Annotated in this window: 15 protein-coding genes and 5 tRNA genes; 4 read left to right on the top strand and 16 right to left on the bottom strand. The window is 37.5% G+C overall.

What is annotated here, in order from left to right; translation table 11 throughout:
* The 4 genes from FJ651_RS15660 to FJ651_RS00910 form a co-directional block, all read left to right on the top strand.
* On the top strand, positions 1-1,305 hold a 1,305-nt coding region (locus FJ651_RS15660), incomplete at its 5' end, for a gliding motility-associated C-terminal domain-containing protein (RefSeq protein WP_216746053.1).
* On the top strand, positions 1,305-2,240 hold the full coding sequence (locus FJ651_RS00900) for a PorP/SprF family type IX secretion system membrane protein (RefSeq protein ID WP_140988515.1): 936 nt from the start codon (positions 1,305-1,307) through the stop codon (positions 2,238-2,240). The genes FJ651_RS15660 and FJ651_RS00900, both read left to right, overlap by 1 nt.
* Before the next feature lie 11 nt (positions 2,241-2,251).
* Positions 2,252-4,123 (top strand): OmpA family protein, encoded by a 1,872-nt coding sequence (locus FJ651_RS00905; protein WP_140988516.1) that lies wholly within the window; start codon positions 2,252-2,254, stop codon positions 4,121-4,123.
* 149 nt (positions 4,124-4,272) lie between these two features.
* Positions 4,273-4,503, top strand: a complete 231-nt coding sequence (locus FJ651_RS00910) for a (4Fe-4S)-binding protein (RefSeq protein WP_140988517.1) — start codon at positions 4,273-4,275, stop codon at positions 4,501-4,503.
* A gap of 43 nt (positions 4,504-4,546) precedes the next feature.
* Here the strand turns inward: FJ651_RS00910 and FJ651_RS00915 are convergent, their stop codons facing one another.
* The 16 genes from FJ651_RS00915 to hpf form a co-directional block, all read right to left on the bottom strand.
* Complete coding sequence (locus FJ651_RS00915) at positions 4,547-4,864, bottom strand: DUF3467 domain-containing protein (RefSeq protein ID WP_140988518.1); 318 nt, start codon at positions 4,862-4,864, stop codon at positions 4,547-4,549.
* Positions 4,865-4,936: 72 nt separating this feature from the next.
* Positions 4,937-9,238 carry a DNA-directed RNA polymerase subunit beta' gene (rpoC, locus tag FJ651_RS00920; protein WP_140988519.1) on the bottom strand — a complete coding sequence of 1,434 codons (4,302 nt, stop codon included), beginning with the start codon at positions 9,236-9,238 and terminating at the stop codon, positions 4,937-4,939.
* Between the two features lie 55 nt (positions 9,239-9,293).
* Positions 9,294-13,106, bottom strand: coding sequence for a DNA-directed RNA polymerase subunit beta (rpoB, locus tag FJ651_RS00925; RefSeq protein WP_140988520.1), 3,813 nt, complete (start codon positions 13,104-13,106; stop codon positions 9,294-9,296).
* Between the two features lie 123 nt (positions 13,107-13,229).
* Positions 13,230-13,604 carry a 50S ribosomal protein L7/L12 gene (gene rplL / locus FJ651_RS00930; RefSeq protein ID WP_140988521.1) on the bottom strand — a complete coding sequence of 125 codons (375 nt, stop codon included), beginning with the start codon at positions 13,602-13,604 and terminating at the stop codon, positions 13,230-13,232.
* 65 nt (positions 13,605-13,669) lie between these two features.
* Positions 13,670-14,185: a 50S ribosomal protein L10 gene (rplJ, locus tag FJ651_RS00935; protein WP_140988522.1), complete on the bottom strand. Its 516-nt coding sequence runs from the start codon at positions 14,183-14,185 to the stop codon at positions 13,670-13,672.
* A 19-nt stretch (positions 14,186-14,204) separates the two neighbouring features.
* On the bottom strand, positions 14,205-14,894 hold the full coding sequence (rplA, locus tag FJ651_RS00940) for a 50S ribosomal protein L1 (protein WP_140988523.1): 690 nt from the start codon (positions 14,892-14,894) through the stop codon (positions 14,205-14,207).
* Between the two features lie 12 nt (positions 14,895-14,906).
* Positions 14,907-15,347 carry a 50S ribosomal protein L11 gene (gene rplK / locus FJ651_RS00945; protein WP_140988524.1) on the bottom strand — a complete coding sequence of 147 codons (441 nt, stop codon included), beginning with the start codon at positions 15,345-15,347 and terminating at the stop codon, positions 14,907-14,909.
* 70 nt (positions 15,348-15,417) lie between these two features.
* Complete coding sequence (nusG, locus tag FJ651_RS00950; RefSeq protein WP_140988525.1) at positions 15,418-15,975, bottom strand: transcription termination/antitermination protein NusG; 558 nt, start codon at positions 15,973-15,975, stop codon at positions 15,418-15,420.
* Between the two features lie 11 nt (positions 15,976-15,986).
* On the bottom strand, positions 15,987-16,181 hold the full coding sequence (gene secE, locus FJ651_RS00955) for a preprotein translocase subunit SecE (RefSeq protein ID WP_140988526.1): 195 nt from the start codon (positions 16,179-16,181) through the stop codon (positions 15,987-15,989).
* Positions 16,182-16,282: 101 nt separating this feature from the next.
* Positions 16,283-16,355: transfer RNA gene (locus tag FJ651_RS00960), tRNA-Trp, on the bottom strand.
* Positions 16,356-16,485: 130 nt separating this feature from the next.
* Complete coding sequence (gene tuf / locus FJ651_RS00965; RefSeq protein ID WP_140988527.1) at positions 16,486-17,673, bottom strand: elongation factor Tu; 1,188 nt, start codon at positions 17,671-17,673, stop codon at positions 16,486-16,488.
* Positions 17,674-17,857: 184 nt separating this feature from the next.
* Positions 17,858-17,929, bottom strand: a tRNA-Thr gene (locus FJ651_RS00970).
* Positions 17,930-17,991: 62 nt separating this feature from the next.
* A tRNA-Gly gene (locus FJ651_RS00975) sits at positions 17,992-18,064 on the bottom strand.
* A gap of 121 nt (positions 18,065-18,185) precedes the next feature.
* Positions 18,186-18,271, bottom strand: a tRNA-Tyr gene (locus tag FJ651_RS00980).
* A gap of 75 nt (positions 18,272-18,346) precedes the next feature.
* Positions 18,347-18,420, bottom strand: a tRNA-Thr gene (locus FJ651_RS00985).
* A gap of 101 nt (positions 18,421-18,521) precedes the next feature.
* Entirely contained in the window at positions 18,522-18,824 is a 303-nt protein-coding gene (gene hpf / locus FJ651_RS00990) for a ribosome hibernation-promoting factor, HPF/YfiA family (protein ID WP_140988528.1), read from the bottom strand.
* Between the last annotated feature and the right edge of the window lie 4 nt (positions 18,825-18,828).

An 18,828-nucleotide genomic window follows, 5' to 3' on the forward strand; every position in this document is an offset into this window, starting at 1 on the left:
ATTTGTGCTGATGATACTTCTACTGTAGATCTTTTTAATAGCCTTGGCGGAACACCCGATACCAATGGCACCTGGTCGCCTGCGCTGAGTAGCGGCACCGGAGTTTTTGACCCCAGTGTTGATCCCGAAGGTACTTATACCTATACGGTGGTTAGCCCAAACAGTGCTTGTGCTGATGCTACTGCAACCGTTACGGTTAGCTTTGAAGTTCCTCCATCGGCAGGTACAGATGCCGGTTTATCAATTTGTGCTGATGATACTTCTACTTTCGATCTTTTTAATAGCCTTGGCGGAACACCAGACACCAATGGTACCTGGTCGCCTGCGCTGAGTAGCGGTACCGGAGTTTTTGACCCCAGTGTTGATCCCGAAGGTACTTATACCTATACAGTAGCTGCATCTGACTGTGGACCCCAAGATTTTGCAGAAGTCACAGTGTCTTTTTTGCCTAATCCGGATATATCAAATTTAGTTATTCTTATAGATGATATCTGTGAAGGTGAAGATGTTACTGTTTCTATATCAGGCATGACAAATTTAGAAAACGGTAATTATTCCATTAGTTATGAAATCTTAGGAAGTAATAATTTTAACAATTCGGTAACAGAGACCGCTACAAATGGTGAAATCAACTTTGTATTAAACTCAGAGCTATTTCCTTCAACAGGTTTACATACCTTTAACATCTTGAGCTTTATTTCTGAAAATAATGGCTGCCCTTCAAGTTTTGATATTGAATTATCAGAAGTATTTGAAATCTTTGAGAGTACACTCCCGGAATTAAATATGGAAGGAAGTACTTTTTGTACAGATGAAACGCCTACAATTGAAGATTTAACCAATCGCCTAATTGATAGTAATGGAGTTGAATGGTTTGAATCTGAAATAGCTACTAATCCGTTACCAAGTAGCACTCTTTTGGTAAACGGAGTAACTTATTATGGATCTATAAAAAACCAAAATGGTTGCAGGAGTTTAAGAAGACTGGCTGTTACAGTAGTTTTAGACGACTGTATTGAAGAATTGATTATACCTGATGGTTTTTCACCTAATGGAGATTCTATAAATGACACCTTTCATATTGTCAATTTAGATATATTGTATCCTAATTTTAAATTAACTATTTATAATAGATACGGAAACAAGTTATATGAAGGAAATATTAATACACCAAGATGGGATGGTACAACTTCAAACAGTCGTATAGGTGGTGGTATTGTTCCCGTGGGAGTTTACTTTTATATTTTGGAGTTTAACGATGGCATAAGGGATGCCAAGCAAGGACGCGTTTATTTAAGTAGATAATGAAAATACATATTTATATATTATTTTGGTTTTTGACACTTCTAAAAGTAACATTATCTTTTGGGCAGCAAGATCCTCAATACACTCAATATATGTATAACATGAGTGTCATAAATCCAGCCTATGCCACAGATGACAATGAGATGCTGAATTTTGGGCTTCTGTATAGAACGCAGTGGGTTGGTGCAGTAGGCGCGCCAAGTACAGCAACTTTATTTGCTCATAGTAAATTTAGTGAAAATTTTGAAGGAGGCATATCGGTTGTGCACGATCAAATAGGCGATGTTGTCAAAGACACCAATATATTTCTTGACCTGGCTTATGTAATACAAGTAGGTGATAATACCAAATTATCTTTTGGGGTAAAAGGTGGATTTTCATTTTTCTCGACCAACTTTAACGGCTTTGTTTATTCAGATCCGCTTCCCGATCCGGCTTTTGCGGAGAATATTAGTCAAGTTTTTCCAAACATTGGTGCTGGATTATATTATTTTTCTGATAAATTTTATTTCGGCTTTTCTGCTCCAAATCTACTAGAATCTAAACATCTTGAAGATAATAGTGGCATAGTAACACAAGGCTCTGAGGCTATTCACTTTTTTACAACAGGTGGCTATGTGTTTGATTTGAATGACCGTCTTAAATTTAAGCCTGCATTTATGGCAAAAAGTGTTATTGGCGCGCCGTTAAGTGTTGATTTAACCGGAAATGTTCTTATCAACGAAGCTGTTGAAGTTGGAGTTGGATATAGACTAAACGATGGAATAAGCGGATTATTTAATTTTAAAATTTCGCCTACATTAAGAGTTGGATATGCATATGACTATACTATTTCTAATTTAGGTCGTTTTAATTCTGGCACTCATGAAATGATACTTCTTTTTGATTTATCAAAAACAGGTAAAGGTTACGACAAGTCACCAAGATTCTTTTAAACTAATTGAAGATGTATTATAAACTTATTTTATTTTTCTTAGTCTTCTCCATACAAAGTGGTTTTAGTCAGAATTCAAAATTAAATCAGGCTAACAAACTGTTTAATCAGCGCTCTTATATCAAAGCCGCAGAGTTGTTTGAAAAATTACCTGAAACCTATCAAACCTTAACAAAACGGGGAGATTGCTTCTATTATAACGGTTTAACAGAAAAAGCAGCGACCCTTTATTTAAAAGCAGCAAATAAATATCCCGATAGTTTATCAACTGAATATCAATTTAAATTAGCACAAAGCCTCTATGGCGTTAAAAAGATAAAACCAGCTGATTCTTTAATGGGATTGGTTAAAAACCAATCAATAAACACAATAAATTATAAAGAAAATCTAAATATTGGCGTCCCCTATCTTTATACCCTTACAATGATTAAATCGGGTAGCTTGCCCGGTGATTTTGGTACCAATTTTTATAGGAATGAAATCACCTTTGCATCCTCTCGTTCTGAATCCAATAAAACTTATTCTTGGAACGAAAAACCATATTTAAATATTTATAAAGCTAAAGTTGACGACGAATTGAATTTATTGGATATAACCGAATTTAGTAGTACTATAAATACCAAACAACACGAAAGCAGTGCCGTAATTTCATCAAATGGAGAGACAATCTATTTCTCCAGAACCAATAACAAACGGCACGATGTTAATGGTCAAAAAATTGCAACTGTTGGAATATTTACAGCAAAATTAGTAGATAATGAATGGACAAACGCAGAGATTTTACCTTTTTGTAGCAACCTTTATTCCACGCAACATCCTGCTTTAGATGAAGCTAATAACAGGCTCTATTTCTCAAGTGATATGCCAGGAGGTTATGGTTCTTTCGATATATACTATGTAGATATCACAGAAAACGGATTTGGTGAACCGGTAAATTTAGGAGCAACGATTAACACACCTTATCGTGAGCAATTTCCGTTTATAAGTAAAGAGGGGATATTATATTTTGCTTCAGAGGGGCATCAAGTGTTGGGCGGCTTAGATATCTTTTTTTGTGAAACTCTTGATAACGGTGATTGGTCAACACCTCTAAATTTAGGACCTAGTATTAATACTGAATTAGATGATTTTGCTTTTATTGTAAATTCAGACACCAATAAAGGGTATCTCTCATCTAATAGAAGCGGTAGTGACAAAATTTACGCTTTTACCAGAGAAGAAAATGACAGAAAGATTATTGTTGAAGGATTTGTACGAGACAAAAATTCCAAAGAACTATTACCGGGAACTATGATTACATTATTTGATGCATTGCGCAATCCCATCGATTCTGTGAAAGTAGGCAATGATGGCTCTTACATGTTTAAAACTAAACCGAAATCTAGCTACTATATTGAAGGATTCAAACCACTATATATACCCAATGAACAATCATTTAATACAGATGATACCGGCCGAATTGAATTAAACATAGAGCTTGAAATAGAGTCCTATGACGATGCCGAAGAAATTGTTGTGCAGCGTGAAGACGGTTACGTATACATAGAATTAGAAAATATTTATTTTGACTTGGACAAATGGGATATTAAACCGCAGGCAGCAAAGACTTTGGACGTATTAATAGACCTCATGTTAAAATATCCAAGGATGGAGGTTGAATTAGGCGCCCATACAGACAATAGGAGTACCGAAGAATATAATCTTAATCTTTCAGAAAACAGAGCTCAGTCTGCATTTAATTACATAGTTTCAAAAGGTATTAAGAAATCAAGATTGAGCGCTATTGGATATGGCGAAAGCCAATTACTAGTTAATTGCGGTGATGAATGTACCGAAGATGAACATGCCATCAATCGCAGATGCGAATTCATTATCACTAAATAGAATGTTTTTCCAATAATCCCGAATGGAATTATAACAACCATCAAAAAAGTGCTTTTTATCGATTTTTATTGTTTTTTATCGATATATATCTTACATTTCTAACTTAAAAAATAATTTTCATTGAGTTTCAACCCCAAATTGAACTAACCATGAATGCTAATCCAAACGAATTCAGTAATGAAGAAATTACTGTAACCTTTAATCCGAGAAAGTGTATCAACGCCGAAAAATGTGCTAAAGGGTTGCCTAGTGTTTTCAGGCAGGCCGTGATACCTTGGGTAAAATTAGATGCCGCTTCTTCCGAAGAAATTATTAATCAAGTTAGAAAATGTCCATCAGGGGCATTGCAGTGTTATAGAAAATCTCAGGAAGTTGCATAATAAAAAACCCTTAATCTTTTTCAGTTAAGGGTTTTTAGTGTTTTTAAGCCTGACCGGTTGGTCCAAAATTAAGCGGTATGGGTGGTTGTTCGTATTCTTTTATTTCACCATGCGCATTTTCAAACCTACTAATATTTTCACCTAATGCCTTCAATAATCTTTTGGCGTGCTGCGGTGTTAATATAATTCTAGACTTCACCTTACTTTTTGGTGTTCCGGGCATAATGGTTACAAAATCTATTACAAACTCAGATACCGAATGGTTAATAATTGCCAGATTTGAATAAATACCTTCTGCAACTTTCTCATCAAGTTCTATATTGATTTGTCCTGGTTTTGATTTATTATTGTCTTCTGCCATGATTGATAAGGGTATTAATAAGAAAACAGATTCCCGCTCCTGCCTGCCGGTAGGCCGGTTTGCGGGAATTTGTTAATTATAATTCATTTCTTCTTTAGCTCTCATCATTTGATTGAACTCTTCTTTTGAGCCAACAATAATGGTGTCATATCTTCTAACGCCTGTACCTGCAGGTATTTTGTGACCTACAATAACGTTTTCCTTCAAACCTTCTAAGTCGTCTATCTTACCACTAACTGCAGCTTCGTTTAGTACCTTGGTAGTCTCCTGGAAAGATGCCGCCGAAATAAACGACTTGGTTTGCAGCGAAGCTCTGGTAATACCTTGTAAAACAGGTGTAGCCGTTGCCGGTTGAGCATCACGGGCAGTCGCCAATTCTTTGTCCTCTCTTTTCAAGATAGAGTTTTCATCTCTAAGCTCTCTAAGGGTTAGAATTTGTCCTGGTTTTAAAGTGTCTGATCCTCCTGCATTTTCAATAACCTTCATTCCAAAAATCTTGTCATTTTCTTCAATGAAATCGGCTGTATGTACCAATTGATCTTCTAAGAACAAAGTATCACCTGAATCGATGATTTGTACCTTTCTCATCATTTGACGTACTACAACCTCGAAATGCTTGTCATTGATTTTCACACCTTGAAGTCGGTAAACTTCCTGTACTTCGTTAACAAGGTATTGCTGTACGGCAGATGGACCTTTAATAGCTAAAATATCGTCTGGTGTAATTGAACCATCAGATAAAGGTATTCCCGCTTTTACATAATCGTTTTCCTGAACTAAAATCTGGTTAGATAGTTTAACCAAGTATTTTCTTATGTCTCCGGTTTTAGATTCAATAACTATTTCGCGGTTACCTCTTTTTATTTTCCCGAAAGAAACCACACCATCAATCTCACTTACAACAGCAGGGTTTGATGGGTTACGCGCTTCGAATAATTCGGTAACACGAGGTAAACCACCTGTAATATCTCCTGCTTTAGCAGATTTACGCGGTATTTTAACCAATACTTTTCCTACACCAATTTTTTCACCATCGTCAACCATCAAGTGTGCACCTACAGGTAAGTTGTAAGAGCGTAAAACGTTGCCTTTGGCATCTTCAATATGTAGGGTTGGTATTAGCTTTTTATTTCTGGCTTCTGAAATAACCTTTTCCTGGAATCCGGTTTGCTCATCGATTTCAACTTGGAAAGTAGAACCTTGTTCAATATTTTCAAAGTGAACTTTACCTGAAAATTCTGAAATAATTACACCGTTATATGGATCCCACTGACAAATTACATCACCTTTTGATACTTTACTACCGTTTTTAATGTAAAGGAAAGAACCATATGGAATGTTATTGGTACTCAATGCAACCCCGGTATTTGGCTGAATTAACTTCATTTCTGAAGTTCTTGAAATTACAACATCAACATCATTACCGTTGGCATCTGTACCTTTTACAGTTTTAAGATCTTCAATTTCAGCAATTCCGTCAAACTTAACAACCAGTTTGTTTTCTTCAGAAATATTACCGGCAATTCCACCTACGTGGAAAGTTCTTAAAGTAAGCTGAGTTCCGGGTTCTCCAATAGATTGTGCTGCAATAACTCCAACGGCTTCACCTCTTTGTACCGTATTACCGGTAGCTAGGTTTCTGCCGTAACATTTCACGCAAATCCCTTTTTTAGATTCGCACGACAACGGTGAACGAACTTCAACCGATTCAATCGGTGCCTGCCCAATTCTTTTCGCAATCGCTTCATCTATTTCTTCACCGGCCGATACCAACAATTCGTCATTTAGCGGATTGTAAACATCGTTCAACGAAGTTCTACCAATAATTCTTTCTTCAAGAGATTCAACAATCTCTTCATTTTTCTTTAAGGCAGAAACTTCAACACCTCTAAGCGTTCCACAATCTTCTTCATAAACAATTACATCTTGAGAAACGTCAACCAATCGTCTAGTTAAGTAACCCGCATCGGCAGTTTTAAGAGCCGTATCGGCAAGACCTTTACGCGCACCGTGGGTAGAAATAAAGTATTCAAGAATTGATAAACCTTCTTTAAAGTTCGATAAAATCGGGTTTTCAATAATTTCTCCACCGCCGGCATTCGATTTTTTAGGCTTAGCCATCAAACCACGCATACCGGTTAACTGACGGATTTGCTCTTTAGAGCCTCGGGCTCCAGAGTCAAGCATCATATAAACCGAGTTGAATCCTTGTTGATCTTCTCTAATACGCTTCATTGAAAGTTCAGTCAGCTCAGCGTTTGTTGAAGTCCAAATATCAATAACCTGGTTATAACGTTCGTTATTTGTAATTAATCCCATGTTATAGTTAGCAACAATACCTTCTACCAATTGGTTGGCAGAATCAATCATAGATTGTTTTTCGGCCGGGATGATGATATCTCCTAAACTAAACGACAAGCCACCTTTGAAAGCAAAGTGATAACCCAAATCTTTAATTTCATCCAAGAAATGAGAGGTTACGGGCACACTTGTGGCGCTTAAAACTCTACCAATAATATCTCGCAAAGATTTTTTAGTTAAAACTTCATTGATGTATCCTGCTTTTTCGGGTACTTTTTCGTTAAACAACACTCTACCAACTGTGGTTTGAATGATTTGCTTTACAAGTTCTCCTTTTTCGTTAAAATCTACCGTACGAACCTTAATACCGGCATTTAAATCAACGCGTTTTTCATTATAAGCAATCACAACTTCCTCAGGTGAATAGAATAATAAACCTTCACCTTGAACCTTGTGCTCAGGAGTTGATTTGCGTTCTTTGGTCATATAGTAAAGACCTAAAACCATGTCTTGAGAAGGCACAGTAATAGGAGAACCATTGGCCGGGTTAAGAATATTGTGTGAAGCCAGCATTAACATTTGTGCCTCTAATATTGCTTCAGGGCCTAATGGTAAGTGTACAGCCATTTGGTCACCATCAAAATCGGCGTTAAATGCTGTAGTTACCAACGGATGCAACTGGATAGCTTTTCCTTCAATTAATTTAGGCTGAAAGGCCTGAATACCCAACCTGTGTAAGGTAGGAGCGCGGTTTAGCAATACAGGATGACCTTTAATTACATTTTCGAGAATATCCCAAACAACCGGTTCCTTTCTATCTATAATCTTCTTGGCAGATTTAACTGTTTTTACGATACCTCTTTCTATCAGTTTTCTGATGATAAAAGGCTTGTAAAGTTCAGCTGCCATATCTTTAGGCAATCCGCATTCAAACATTTTTAATTCCGGACCAACCACAATAACCGAACGCGCAGAATAATCAACACGTTTACCTAAAAGGTTTTGTCTAAAACGACCTTGTTTACCTTTTAATGAATCGGAAAGTGATTTTAGGGGTCTGTTAGAATCGGTTTTAACAGCAGAAGCTTTTCTTGTGTTATCGAACAACGAGTCAACAGATTCCTGAAGCATACGTTTTTCGTTTCTAAGAATTACCTCAGGTGCTTTAATTTCAACCAGTCTTTTAAGACGGTTGTTTCTAATAATAACACGTCTGTATAAATCGTTTAAATCTGATGTTGCAAATCTACCACCATCAAGCGGCACCAAGGGACGAAGTTCCGGCGGAATAACAGGAATTGCCTTCAAAATCATCCACTCAGGCTTGTTTTCTCTGTTGTTATTAGACTCTCTTAAAGCCTCTACTACCTGAAGTCTTTTAAGGGCTTCGGTTTTACGTTGCTTAGAAGTTTCGTTGTTGGCTTTATGTCTTAGCTCATAAGACAGTTCTTGTAAATCTATTCTAGCCAATAACTCAATCAAACATTCAGCACCCATTTTAGCAATAAACTTGTTAGGGTCTGTATCATCTAAGTATTGATTTTCCTTTGGAAGTGTTTCTAAAACGTTCAAGTATTCTTCCTCAGTTAAAAAGTCCATTTTCTGAAGTGGTTCACCTTCAGGAGACGTAGCATTACCAGGTTGAATTACTACATATCGCTCGTAGTAAATAATCATGTCCAGCTTTTTTGAAGGTAAACCTAAGAGGTATCCAATTTTATTAGGCAATGAGCGGAAATACCAAATGTGTGCAACGGGCACCACAAGGTTAATATGACCTACTCTTTCTCTACGTACTTTCTTCTCGGTAACTTCAACACCACATCTGTCACAAACGATACCTTTGTAACGAATACGCTTATATTTTCCGCAGGCACATTCATAGTCTTTTACAGGACCAAAAATGCGCTCACAGAACAAGCCATCTCTCTCCGGCTTATGAGTTCTGTAGTTAATTGTTTCAGGCTTTAAAACTTCTCCACGTGAAGCAGCCAAAATGGATTCAGGAGATGCTAAACCAATAGAGATTTTGTTGAATCTCTGAACGGTACTTTTATCTTGTTTTCTTGCCATTTTTATGGTATATGATTTTTTGTGCGGCTGCAAAACAACCACAAATTGCTTCTTATTATTCTTCTAATCTTATGTCTAATCCAAGACCTTTTAACTCGTGCATTAACACGTTAAACGATTCTGGTAATCCCGGCTCGGGCATTGGCTCACCTTTTACTATGGCTTCATAGGTTTTGGCTCTACCAATTACGTCGTCTGATTTTACGGTTAAGATTTCTCTTAAAGTGCTTGATGCGCCGTAGGCTTCTAAAGCCCAAACTTCCATCTCACCAAAACGCTGACCACCAAACTGAGCTTTACCACCAAGCGGTTGCTGGGTAATTAAAGAGTATGGTCCAATAGATCTGGCGTGCATTTTATCGTCAATCATATGACCAAGTTTAATCATGTAAATAACCCCAACAGTTGCTGCTTGATCAAATCTTTCACCGGTTCCACCGTCATATAGATAGGTATGACCAAATCTTGGTACGCCGGCCTCATCAGTTAATTCATTGATTTGATCTAGGGTTGCCCCGTCAAAAATTGGAGTAGCGTAAGTTCTACCTAATTTTTGTCCGGCCCAGCCAAGAACTGTTTCGTAAATCTGACCAATGTTCATACGAGATGGTACACCAAGCGGATTAAGTACAATATCAACAGGCGTTCCGTCTTCCAAGAACGGCATGTCTTCCTGACGAACGATTCTCGCAACAATACCTTTGTTACCATGGCGTCCGGCCATTTTATCACCTACCTTTAATTTACGTTTTTTAGCAATGTAAACCTTGGCTAGTTTAATAATTCCGGCAGGTAATTCATCACCAACTGAGATGGTAAATTTCTCACGACGTAACGATCCGTGTAAATCGTTTTCTTTGATTTTATAATTGTGAAGTAAATCTGCAATTAAATCGTTACTATGGTCATCTGTTGTCCATTTTCCACTGGTTAAATGCGAATAATCATCAACAGAATTTAACATTTTTAAAGTGTACTTTTTACCTTTAGGGATAATTTCTTCACCTAAATCGTTATAAATACCTTGAGCAGTTTTTCCATTTACGATGGCAAATAGCTTCTCAACGAGTACATTCTTTAAGTCATCAAATTTTTGATCATAAGCAGCCTCTAAGGTTTCGATATCTTCTTTGTCTTTTGCACGCTTACGCTTATCTTTAACGGCTCTTGAGAATAACTTCTTGTCAATTACTACACCATTAAGTGATGGAGAAGCTTTAAGAGATGCATCTTTTACATCACCTGCTTTATCACCAAAAATAGCGCGAAGTAACTTTTCTTCGGGTGTTGGATCGCTTTCGCCTTTAGGTGTAATTTTACCAATAAGGATATCACCCGGCTTAATTTCAGCACCAATTCTAATCATACCGTTTTCATCAAGGTCTTTAGTAGCCTCTTCTGAAACGTTAGGAATATCGTTAGTAAGTTCCTCGTTACCCAATTTAGTATCTCTAACTTCTAGAGAATACTCGTCTATATGAATAGAGGTAAAAATATCGTCTCTTACAACTTTTTCAGAAATCACAATCGCATCTTCAAAGTTGTATCCCTTCCATGGCATGAATGCCACTTTCATATTTCTACCAAGAGCTAATTCGCCATTTTTAGTAGCATAACCTTCACACAGTACCTGACCTTTTTCAACTCTATCGCCTTTAGTGACAATAGGCTTTAAGTTAATTGAAGTACCCTGGTTTGTTTTTCTAAACTTAACCAAAGGATAAGTTTTTATATTGCTATCAAAACTAACCAAAGCTTCATCATCTGTTCTGTCGTACTCGATTACGATTTTATCGGCATCAACATAGGTTACCTTACCGGCACCTTCTGCATTAATTAATACTCTGGAATCTTTAGCCACCTGTCTCTCAAGACCGGTACCTACAATAGGTGCTTGTGCTCTTAACAAAGGAACAGCCTGACGCATCATGTTTGAACCCATCAAGGCACGGTTAGCATCATCGTGTTCCAGGAATGGAATAAGAGATGCCGAAATAGATGCAACCTGGTTAGGGGCTACGTCGGTATATTGAACTTCGCTTGGTTCAATTACCGGGAAATCGCCTTCTTCACGTGCAATTACTTTGTCATTTTGAATTTTGCCGTCGGCATCAACTATGACGTTAGCCTGAGCAATTTTCATATCTTCTTCCTCTTCGGCACTCAAATAAACCGGTGTGTTTTTAATGTCAACAACACCGTTTTCTACTTTGCGATAAGGCGTTTCAAGGAATCCCATAGAATTCACCTTGGCAAAAACCGAAAGAGATGATATAAGTCCAATGTTTGGACCTTCAGGAGTTTCAATCGGGCATAAACGACCGTAATGCGTGTAGTGAACGTCTCGAACCTCAAAGCCGGCGCGCTCTCTTGAAAGTCCACCCGGGCCTAGAGCCGAAAGTCTTCTTTTGTGAGTAATCTCTGCCAGTGGATTGGTTTGATCCATAAACTGAGATAACTGGTTGGTACCAAAGAAAGAGTTGATAACCGATGACAGTGTTTTAGCATTAATCAAATCGATTGGTGTAAACACTTCGTTATCGCGAACATTCATGCGCTCTCTAATGGTACGAGCCATTCTTGCCAAACCAACACCAAATTGAGATGACAATTGCTCTCCTACGGTTCTAACACGACGGTTAGAAAGGTGATCGATATCATCAATCTCTGCTTTAGAATTGATAAGCTCGATTAAATATTTTATAATGGTAATGATATCTTCTTTGGTAAGCACTTGCTTATCCATACCAATATCAAGACCTAGTTTTTTATTCATTCTGTAACGACCCACTTCTCCCAAAGAGTAACGCTGATCACTAAAGAACAATTTGTCGATAATGCCTCTGGCTGTTTCCTCATCGGGTGGCTCGGCATTTCGCAACTGGCGATAGATGTGCTCTACAGCTTCTTTCTCTGAGTTAGTTGGATCTTTTTGAAGCGTATTGTGAATAATGGCATAATCGCCCTGTTGTTCGCTTTCTTTATGAAGTAAAATAGTTTTTACATCGGCGTCAAGAATTTCTTCGATATTGTCTTTATCGATAATGGTGTCACGATCTAAAACAATTTCGTTTCTTTCAATAGAAACCACTTCACCTGTATCTTCATCAACGAAGTCTTCGTGCCAGGTATTTAACACCCTTGCAGCTAATCTTCTGCCAATGTATTTTTTAAGTCCGGTTTTAGACACTTTAATTTCTTCAGCTAGGTCGAAAATTTCTAAAATATCCTTATCACGTTCAAAACCTATAGCTCTGAATAACGTAGTTACCGGTAATTTTTTCTTTCGGTCAATATAAGCGTACATAACGCTATTGATGTCTGTAGCAAATTCAATCCATGAACCTTTAAAAGGAATAATTCTAGCCGAGTAAAGTTTTGTGCCATTGGCATGAAAAGACTGGCTGAAGAACACACCCGGAGATCTGTGTAATTGCGAAACCACAACGCGTTCAGCACCATTGATAACAAAGGTACCACTAGGTGTCATGTAAGGAATGGTTCCTAAATAAACATCTTGAACAATGGTTTCAAAATCTTCATGCTCTGGATCTGTACAGTACAGTTTAAGTCGCGCTTTTAAAGGCACACTGTAAGTTAAACCTCTCTCAATACACTCTTCAATGCTGTATCTTGGTGGGTCTATGAAGTAATCTAAAAACTCCAGAACAAACTGGTTACGAGTGTCGGTAATTGGAAAATTTTCCATGAAGGTTTTATACAAACCTTCGTTACTTCTTTCTTCGGTTTTTGTTTCTAACTGGAAAAAATCCTGGAAGGATTTAATTTGGATATCCAAGAAATCGGGATATTCCGTTCTATTTACTATAGAAGAGAAATTGATTCTTTCAGCTGTATTTGCTAACATCTATGAACGAAATTTTGATTAAAAAATATTAGTTTTTTTGTGTTACACATTAATAACACAAAATGGTTTAGGTCTTAGAGAGCTTCTCTAGACCTAAACCGAAAATTGTTTGCTTGCGGTAGCTTACTTAAGCTCAACCTCAGCACCGGCTTCTTCTAAAGAAGTTTTAAGACCTTCGGCCTCATCTTTAGAAACGCCTTCTTTGATAGCACTAGGAGCACTATCAACTAATTCTTTAGCTTCTTTTAAGCCAAGACCTGTTAATTCTTTTACAAGTTTAACAACTGCTAATTTAGAAGCACCAGCTGATTTAAGCATTACTGTAAATTCAGATTGCTCTTCAACAACTTCAGCGGCAGCACCGCCACCGGCAGCAACAGCTACTGCAGCAGCAGCAGGCTCTATACCGTATTCTTCTTTTAATATTGTAGCTAACTCATTAACTTCTTTTACTGTAAGGTTAACTAATTGTTCTGCGAAATCTTTTAAATCTGCCATTTTCTATCGTTTTAAAAATGTTTTAATAAATTATAATTTGTTTTAAGTGCGTACTAATTTGTTCCTTATTTTTCTGATAAGGTTTTAAGAATTCCTGCCAATTTACCGCCACCAGACTTAAGTGCTGATACAACGTTTTTAGCCGGTGATTGTAATAATCCAACAATATCACCAATTAATTCTTCTCTAGATTTGATATTTACCAGAGATTCTAATTGATTATCGCCTAAGTAAACTGTCTCTTCAATATAAGCGCCTTTTAAAAGCGGTTTTTCTGATTTTTTGCGGAAAGCTTGGATAACTTTTGCCGGAGCGTTACCAGTCTCAGCATACATTACAGAGGTATTACCTTTAAGTACGGTTGGTAAATCACCAAAGTCCTTTTCAGATGCATCCATAGCTTTATGGAGCAAGGTGTTTTTAACCACCGCCAATTTCACATTTGCTTTAAAGCAAGCGCGACGTAAGTTAGAAGTATCTGCTGCATTCAATCCTGAAATATCGGCCAGATAAACCACAGGATTTTCCGCCAATTGAGCAGTTAACTCTCCAATAACGTGCGATTTTTCTTCTCTTGTCATAATAATAAAAGTTTAACTACTAATTAATTTTAGGATCTACAGCAATAGATGGGCTCATGGTGCTAGACATAAAAATGCTCTTAACATAAGAACCTTTTGCAGTTGAAGGTTTTAATTTGATTAATGTTGAAATTAATTCTTGCGCGTTATCTGCAAGTTTATCGGCGCTAAAAGATGCCTTTCCAATTGGAGCGTGCACAATACCGGTTTTGTCAACTTTAAAATCAATTTTACCTGCTTTTACTTCACTTACAGCTTTAGCAACGTCCATAGTTACAGTACCGGTTTTTGGGTTAGGCATTAAACCTCTAGGACCGAGTACACGACCTAAAGGACCTAATTTACCCATAATGCTAGGCATAGTAATGATGACGTCTACATCGGTCCAACCGTTCTTGATTTTATCAAGATACTCGTCTAACCCAACAAAATCTGCACCAGCTTCTTTAGCTTCTGCTTCTTTATCCGGAGTTACCAATGCTAAAACTTTCATGTCTTTTCCTGTACCATGAGGCAAAGAAACCACACCGCGAACCATTTGGTTAGCTTTACGTGGATCTACGCCTAATCTTACAGCGATATCTACAGAGGCATCAAATTTGGTATAAGTAACTTCTTTTACCAGGTTTGAAGCTTCCTGCAAAGAGTAAAGTTTGTTTTTCTCAACTTTAGCTCTTGCTTCTTTTTTCTTTTTTGTTAATCTTGCCATTTAATTAAGATTTTAATTTGGAGCTTCTCCGCCCTTAACGGTTATACCCATTGATCTTGCAGTACCTGCAACCATTTTCATGGCTGAGTCAAGCGTAAATGCATTTAAATCTACCATCTTGTCTTCTGCAATTGCTTTTACCTGATCCCAGGTAACTCTAGCTACTTTCTTTCGGTTTGGTTCTCCAGATCCCTTCTTAATTTTGGCCGCTTCCATTAATTGCACTGCAGCTGGTGGTGTTTTGATTACAAATTCAAAAGATTTGTCTTTGTAAACAGAAATAACCACAGGTAATACTTTACCTGGTTTATCTTGGGTTCTAGCATTAAACTGCTTACAGAACTCCATGATATTAACGCCGGCAGCACCTAAAGCGGGTCCAACCGGTGGCGAAGGATTCGCAGCACCTCCCCGGACTTGTAACTTAACTAATTTGCTTAGTTCTTTTGCCATTTTTCTAGTTTTAATTGCGATTTGCTATTTGGAAGCTATAACAAAAACGCTATTTTATGTGTAACAATTATTAAACTTTTTCTACTTGCATATAACTTAATTCTAGTGGTGTTTTTCTTCCGAATATTTTCACCATTACTTCAAGTTTACGCTTTTCTTCATTTATTTTTTCAATAGTACCATCGAAACCGTTGAAAGGACCATCTATTACTTTTACAGTGTCACCTTTCTTAAATGGTATAGCCATATTTGCATCTGCCTCCATGGCCAATTCATCAACCTTACCAAGCATTCTGTTAACTTCAGATTGTCTTAACGGCACAGGTTCTCCTCCTTTGGTTTCACCTAAAAAACCAATGACATTAGGTACAGATTTAATAATGTGCGGAATCTCACCACTTAAATTGGCTTGTATCATGATATAGCCTGGGAAATAAACCTTTTCTTTTTGAATTTTCTTACCGTTTCGTATTTGAACTACTTTTTCTGTAGGAACTATTGCCTGCTCTACATAATCTTGTAATCCTAAACGAGCAATTTCATTAAGAATATAATCTTTAATTTTATTCTCCTGGCCACTTACAGCCCTAACTACATACCATTTTTTATTTTCAATCACCTCAGCCATAAATTCAAGTTTTATTTAATCCAGCTAAAATAGGTTTCAATAAGATTGCTAAACACAGTATCGACACCCCAAATAGCCAAAGAAAAAATTATTGAGAACACAGCTACCATAATCATTAATTTTTGTCCTTCTGCCCATGTAGGCCAGGTAACATGATTTTTTAATTCACCAAATGATTCTCTAACGTATGTAACAACATTTGCCATTTTATTTCTTTTTTTTATTGGCTGACTTTAATAACTCTATTATCCTGGTCAACCTTCTTGCCAACCTTTGATTGAAAAGATTGACAAATTTTTATTTTTTGCACGGGTTGAGAGACTCGAACTCCCGACACCTGGTTTTGGAGACCAGTGCTCTACCAACTGAGCTAAACCCGTTTATTGAGGTTTCACTAACGGAATAAATTATAACCTGTAGGTTAAATTTGTGCCCGTTGGTTATTCCACCTTATAATACAAATCAAGGCATTCGCCATTGGCGAATACCTTAATTTGAAGTTATGTTTGATTAGTCTAAAATCTCAGTAACCTGACCTGCACCTACAGTTCTACCGCCTTCACGGATAGCAAAACGTAAACCTACGTTAAGTGCGATAGGCTGGATAAGATCAACTGTAATAGTTAAGTTATCACCAGGCATTACCATTTCAACACCATCAGGTAAAATAATGTTACCTGTTACGTCGGTTGTTCTAACATAGAACTGTGGACGATAGTTATTGTGGAATGGCGTGTGACGACCACCTTCTTCTTTTTTAAGGATATAAACCTCTGCTTTAAATTTAGCATGTGGCTTAATTGAACCAGGCTTGCAAATAACCATACCTCTAGAGATTTGAGATTTCTCAATACCTCTTAAAAGGATACCTACGTTATCACCTGCTTCACCTCTATCAAGGATTTTACGGAACATCTCAACACCAGTAATGGTTGAGGTTAATTTTTCAGCTCCCATACCAATGATCTCAACAGGATCACCTGTGTTAGCAACACCAGTTTCAATTCTACCAGTTGCTACCGTACCACGACCTGTGATAGAAAATACGTCTTCAACAGGCATTAGGAATGGTTTTTCAACATCACGAGGTGGTAATTCAATCCAATTATCAACAGCATCCATTAATTCTAATACTGTTTTAGACCATTTATCATCTCCTTGAAGAGCACCTAAAGCAGAACCAGCAATTACAGGGCTGTTATCTCCATCGTAATCGTAGAAGCTTAATAAATCACGAATTTCCATTTCAACCAGTTCTAATAACTCTTCGTCATCAACTAAGTCAACTTTATTCATGAAAACTACCATACGTGGAATACCAACCTGACGACCTAAAAGGATGTGCTCACGAGTTTGTGGCATTGGACCATCAGTAGCAGCAACCACAAGGATAGCGCCATCCATCTGAGCAGCACCAGTAACCATGTTTTTTACGTAATCCGCGTGACCTGGACAGTCAACGTGTGCATAGTGTCTGCTAGCTGTAGAGTATTCTACGTGCGATGTATTAATAGTAATACCTCTTTCCTTTTCTTCAGGAGCGTTATCAATTTGATCAAAAGATTTTACCTCTGATAAACCTGCTTCAGCTAAAACGCGAGTAATAGCGGCAGTTAAAGTTGTTTTACCGTGATCAACGTGTCCAATAGTACCTATGTTAAGGTGCGGTTTGGAACGATCGAAAGTTGCCTTTGCCATGTTTAAATTATTTTAAATCTTATTAAATATTAGTGTTCAAATTTTACAATTTTGAGCCTATGACGGGTCCCGATAGCTATCGGGATGAACCCCTGCCTGCCGGCTAGCAGGCGTGACCTTAGTCACTCGTTTAATTCACAATTTCAAGTTAATTTGGGAGACCATCCCAAACTTACTATTATTGAGCCAATGACGGGATTTGAACCCGTGACCTCTTCCTTACCAAGGAAACGCTCTACCCCTGAGCTACACCGGCGTAAAGTATTTAACTCCTCTTCTTGATCTGGGAAGAGATTCCTGTCTGCACAGGAATTTTAGAGCGGAAGACGAGGCTCGAACTCGCGACAACCAGCTTGGAAGGCTGGAGCTCTACCAACTGAGCTACTTCCGCATTCATCCCTACGAAAGTGGGGATCTAAATTCTATAATTTTAATGACCGATTCAGACTTATCATCAATTCCTTTTAGAATTTCAAATTATAAGTTTGAGACTCCCGCTTTCGCGAGAGCTTTGGTGGGGAGAGCAGGATTCGAACCTGCGAAGGTAGAAACCAACAGATTTACAGTCTGTCCTCGTTGGCCGCTTGAGTATCTCCCCAATAAAATGCTTTGGATTGTTTGTTGTTTGATTATTTCTAATCTAATAACAATCAATAACTTCGCTATTTCAAAGAGCCGATGGAGGGACTCGAACCCACGACCTGCTGATTACAAATCAGCTGCTCTAGCCAGCTGAGCTACATCGGCATTTTGCTACCATTTTGGCACCAAAAAAAGCCCGTTATTTCTAACGGACTGCAAATGTAGCGTTTTATTTCTTTATACAAAATATTTTTATAAAATTTTTCTTAGATATGATTTCTTAGTTTTTGTTTGCGTTTTTTAAGCTGTCTTTCTAATGAGGCAGCTGCGGTATCGGCACCTTCTTCAAAAGATTTACACTGTTTTTTGACAACAAAAGTATCTCCGGGAACTTCAACTCTCGCTTCGAATATTTTATTTTCTTTATCGCTGGTGTTTTCAACTTTTAGATAAACATCTGCCTGAATTACCTTATCATAAAATAATTCTAACTTATCCATTCGTTTTTGAATAAAATCTATGAGCTTTTTGTCGGCTGTAAAGTTGACAGATTGAGTGTTTACTTTCATAAGA

The sequence above is a fragment of the Paucihalobacter ruber genome (assembly GCF_006494535.1).
GTDB classification, from domain to species: Bacteria; Bacteroidota; Bacteroidia; order Flavobacteriales; family Flavobacteriaceae; genus Paucihalobacter; species Paucihalobacter ruber.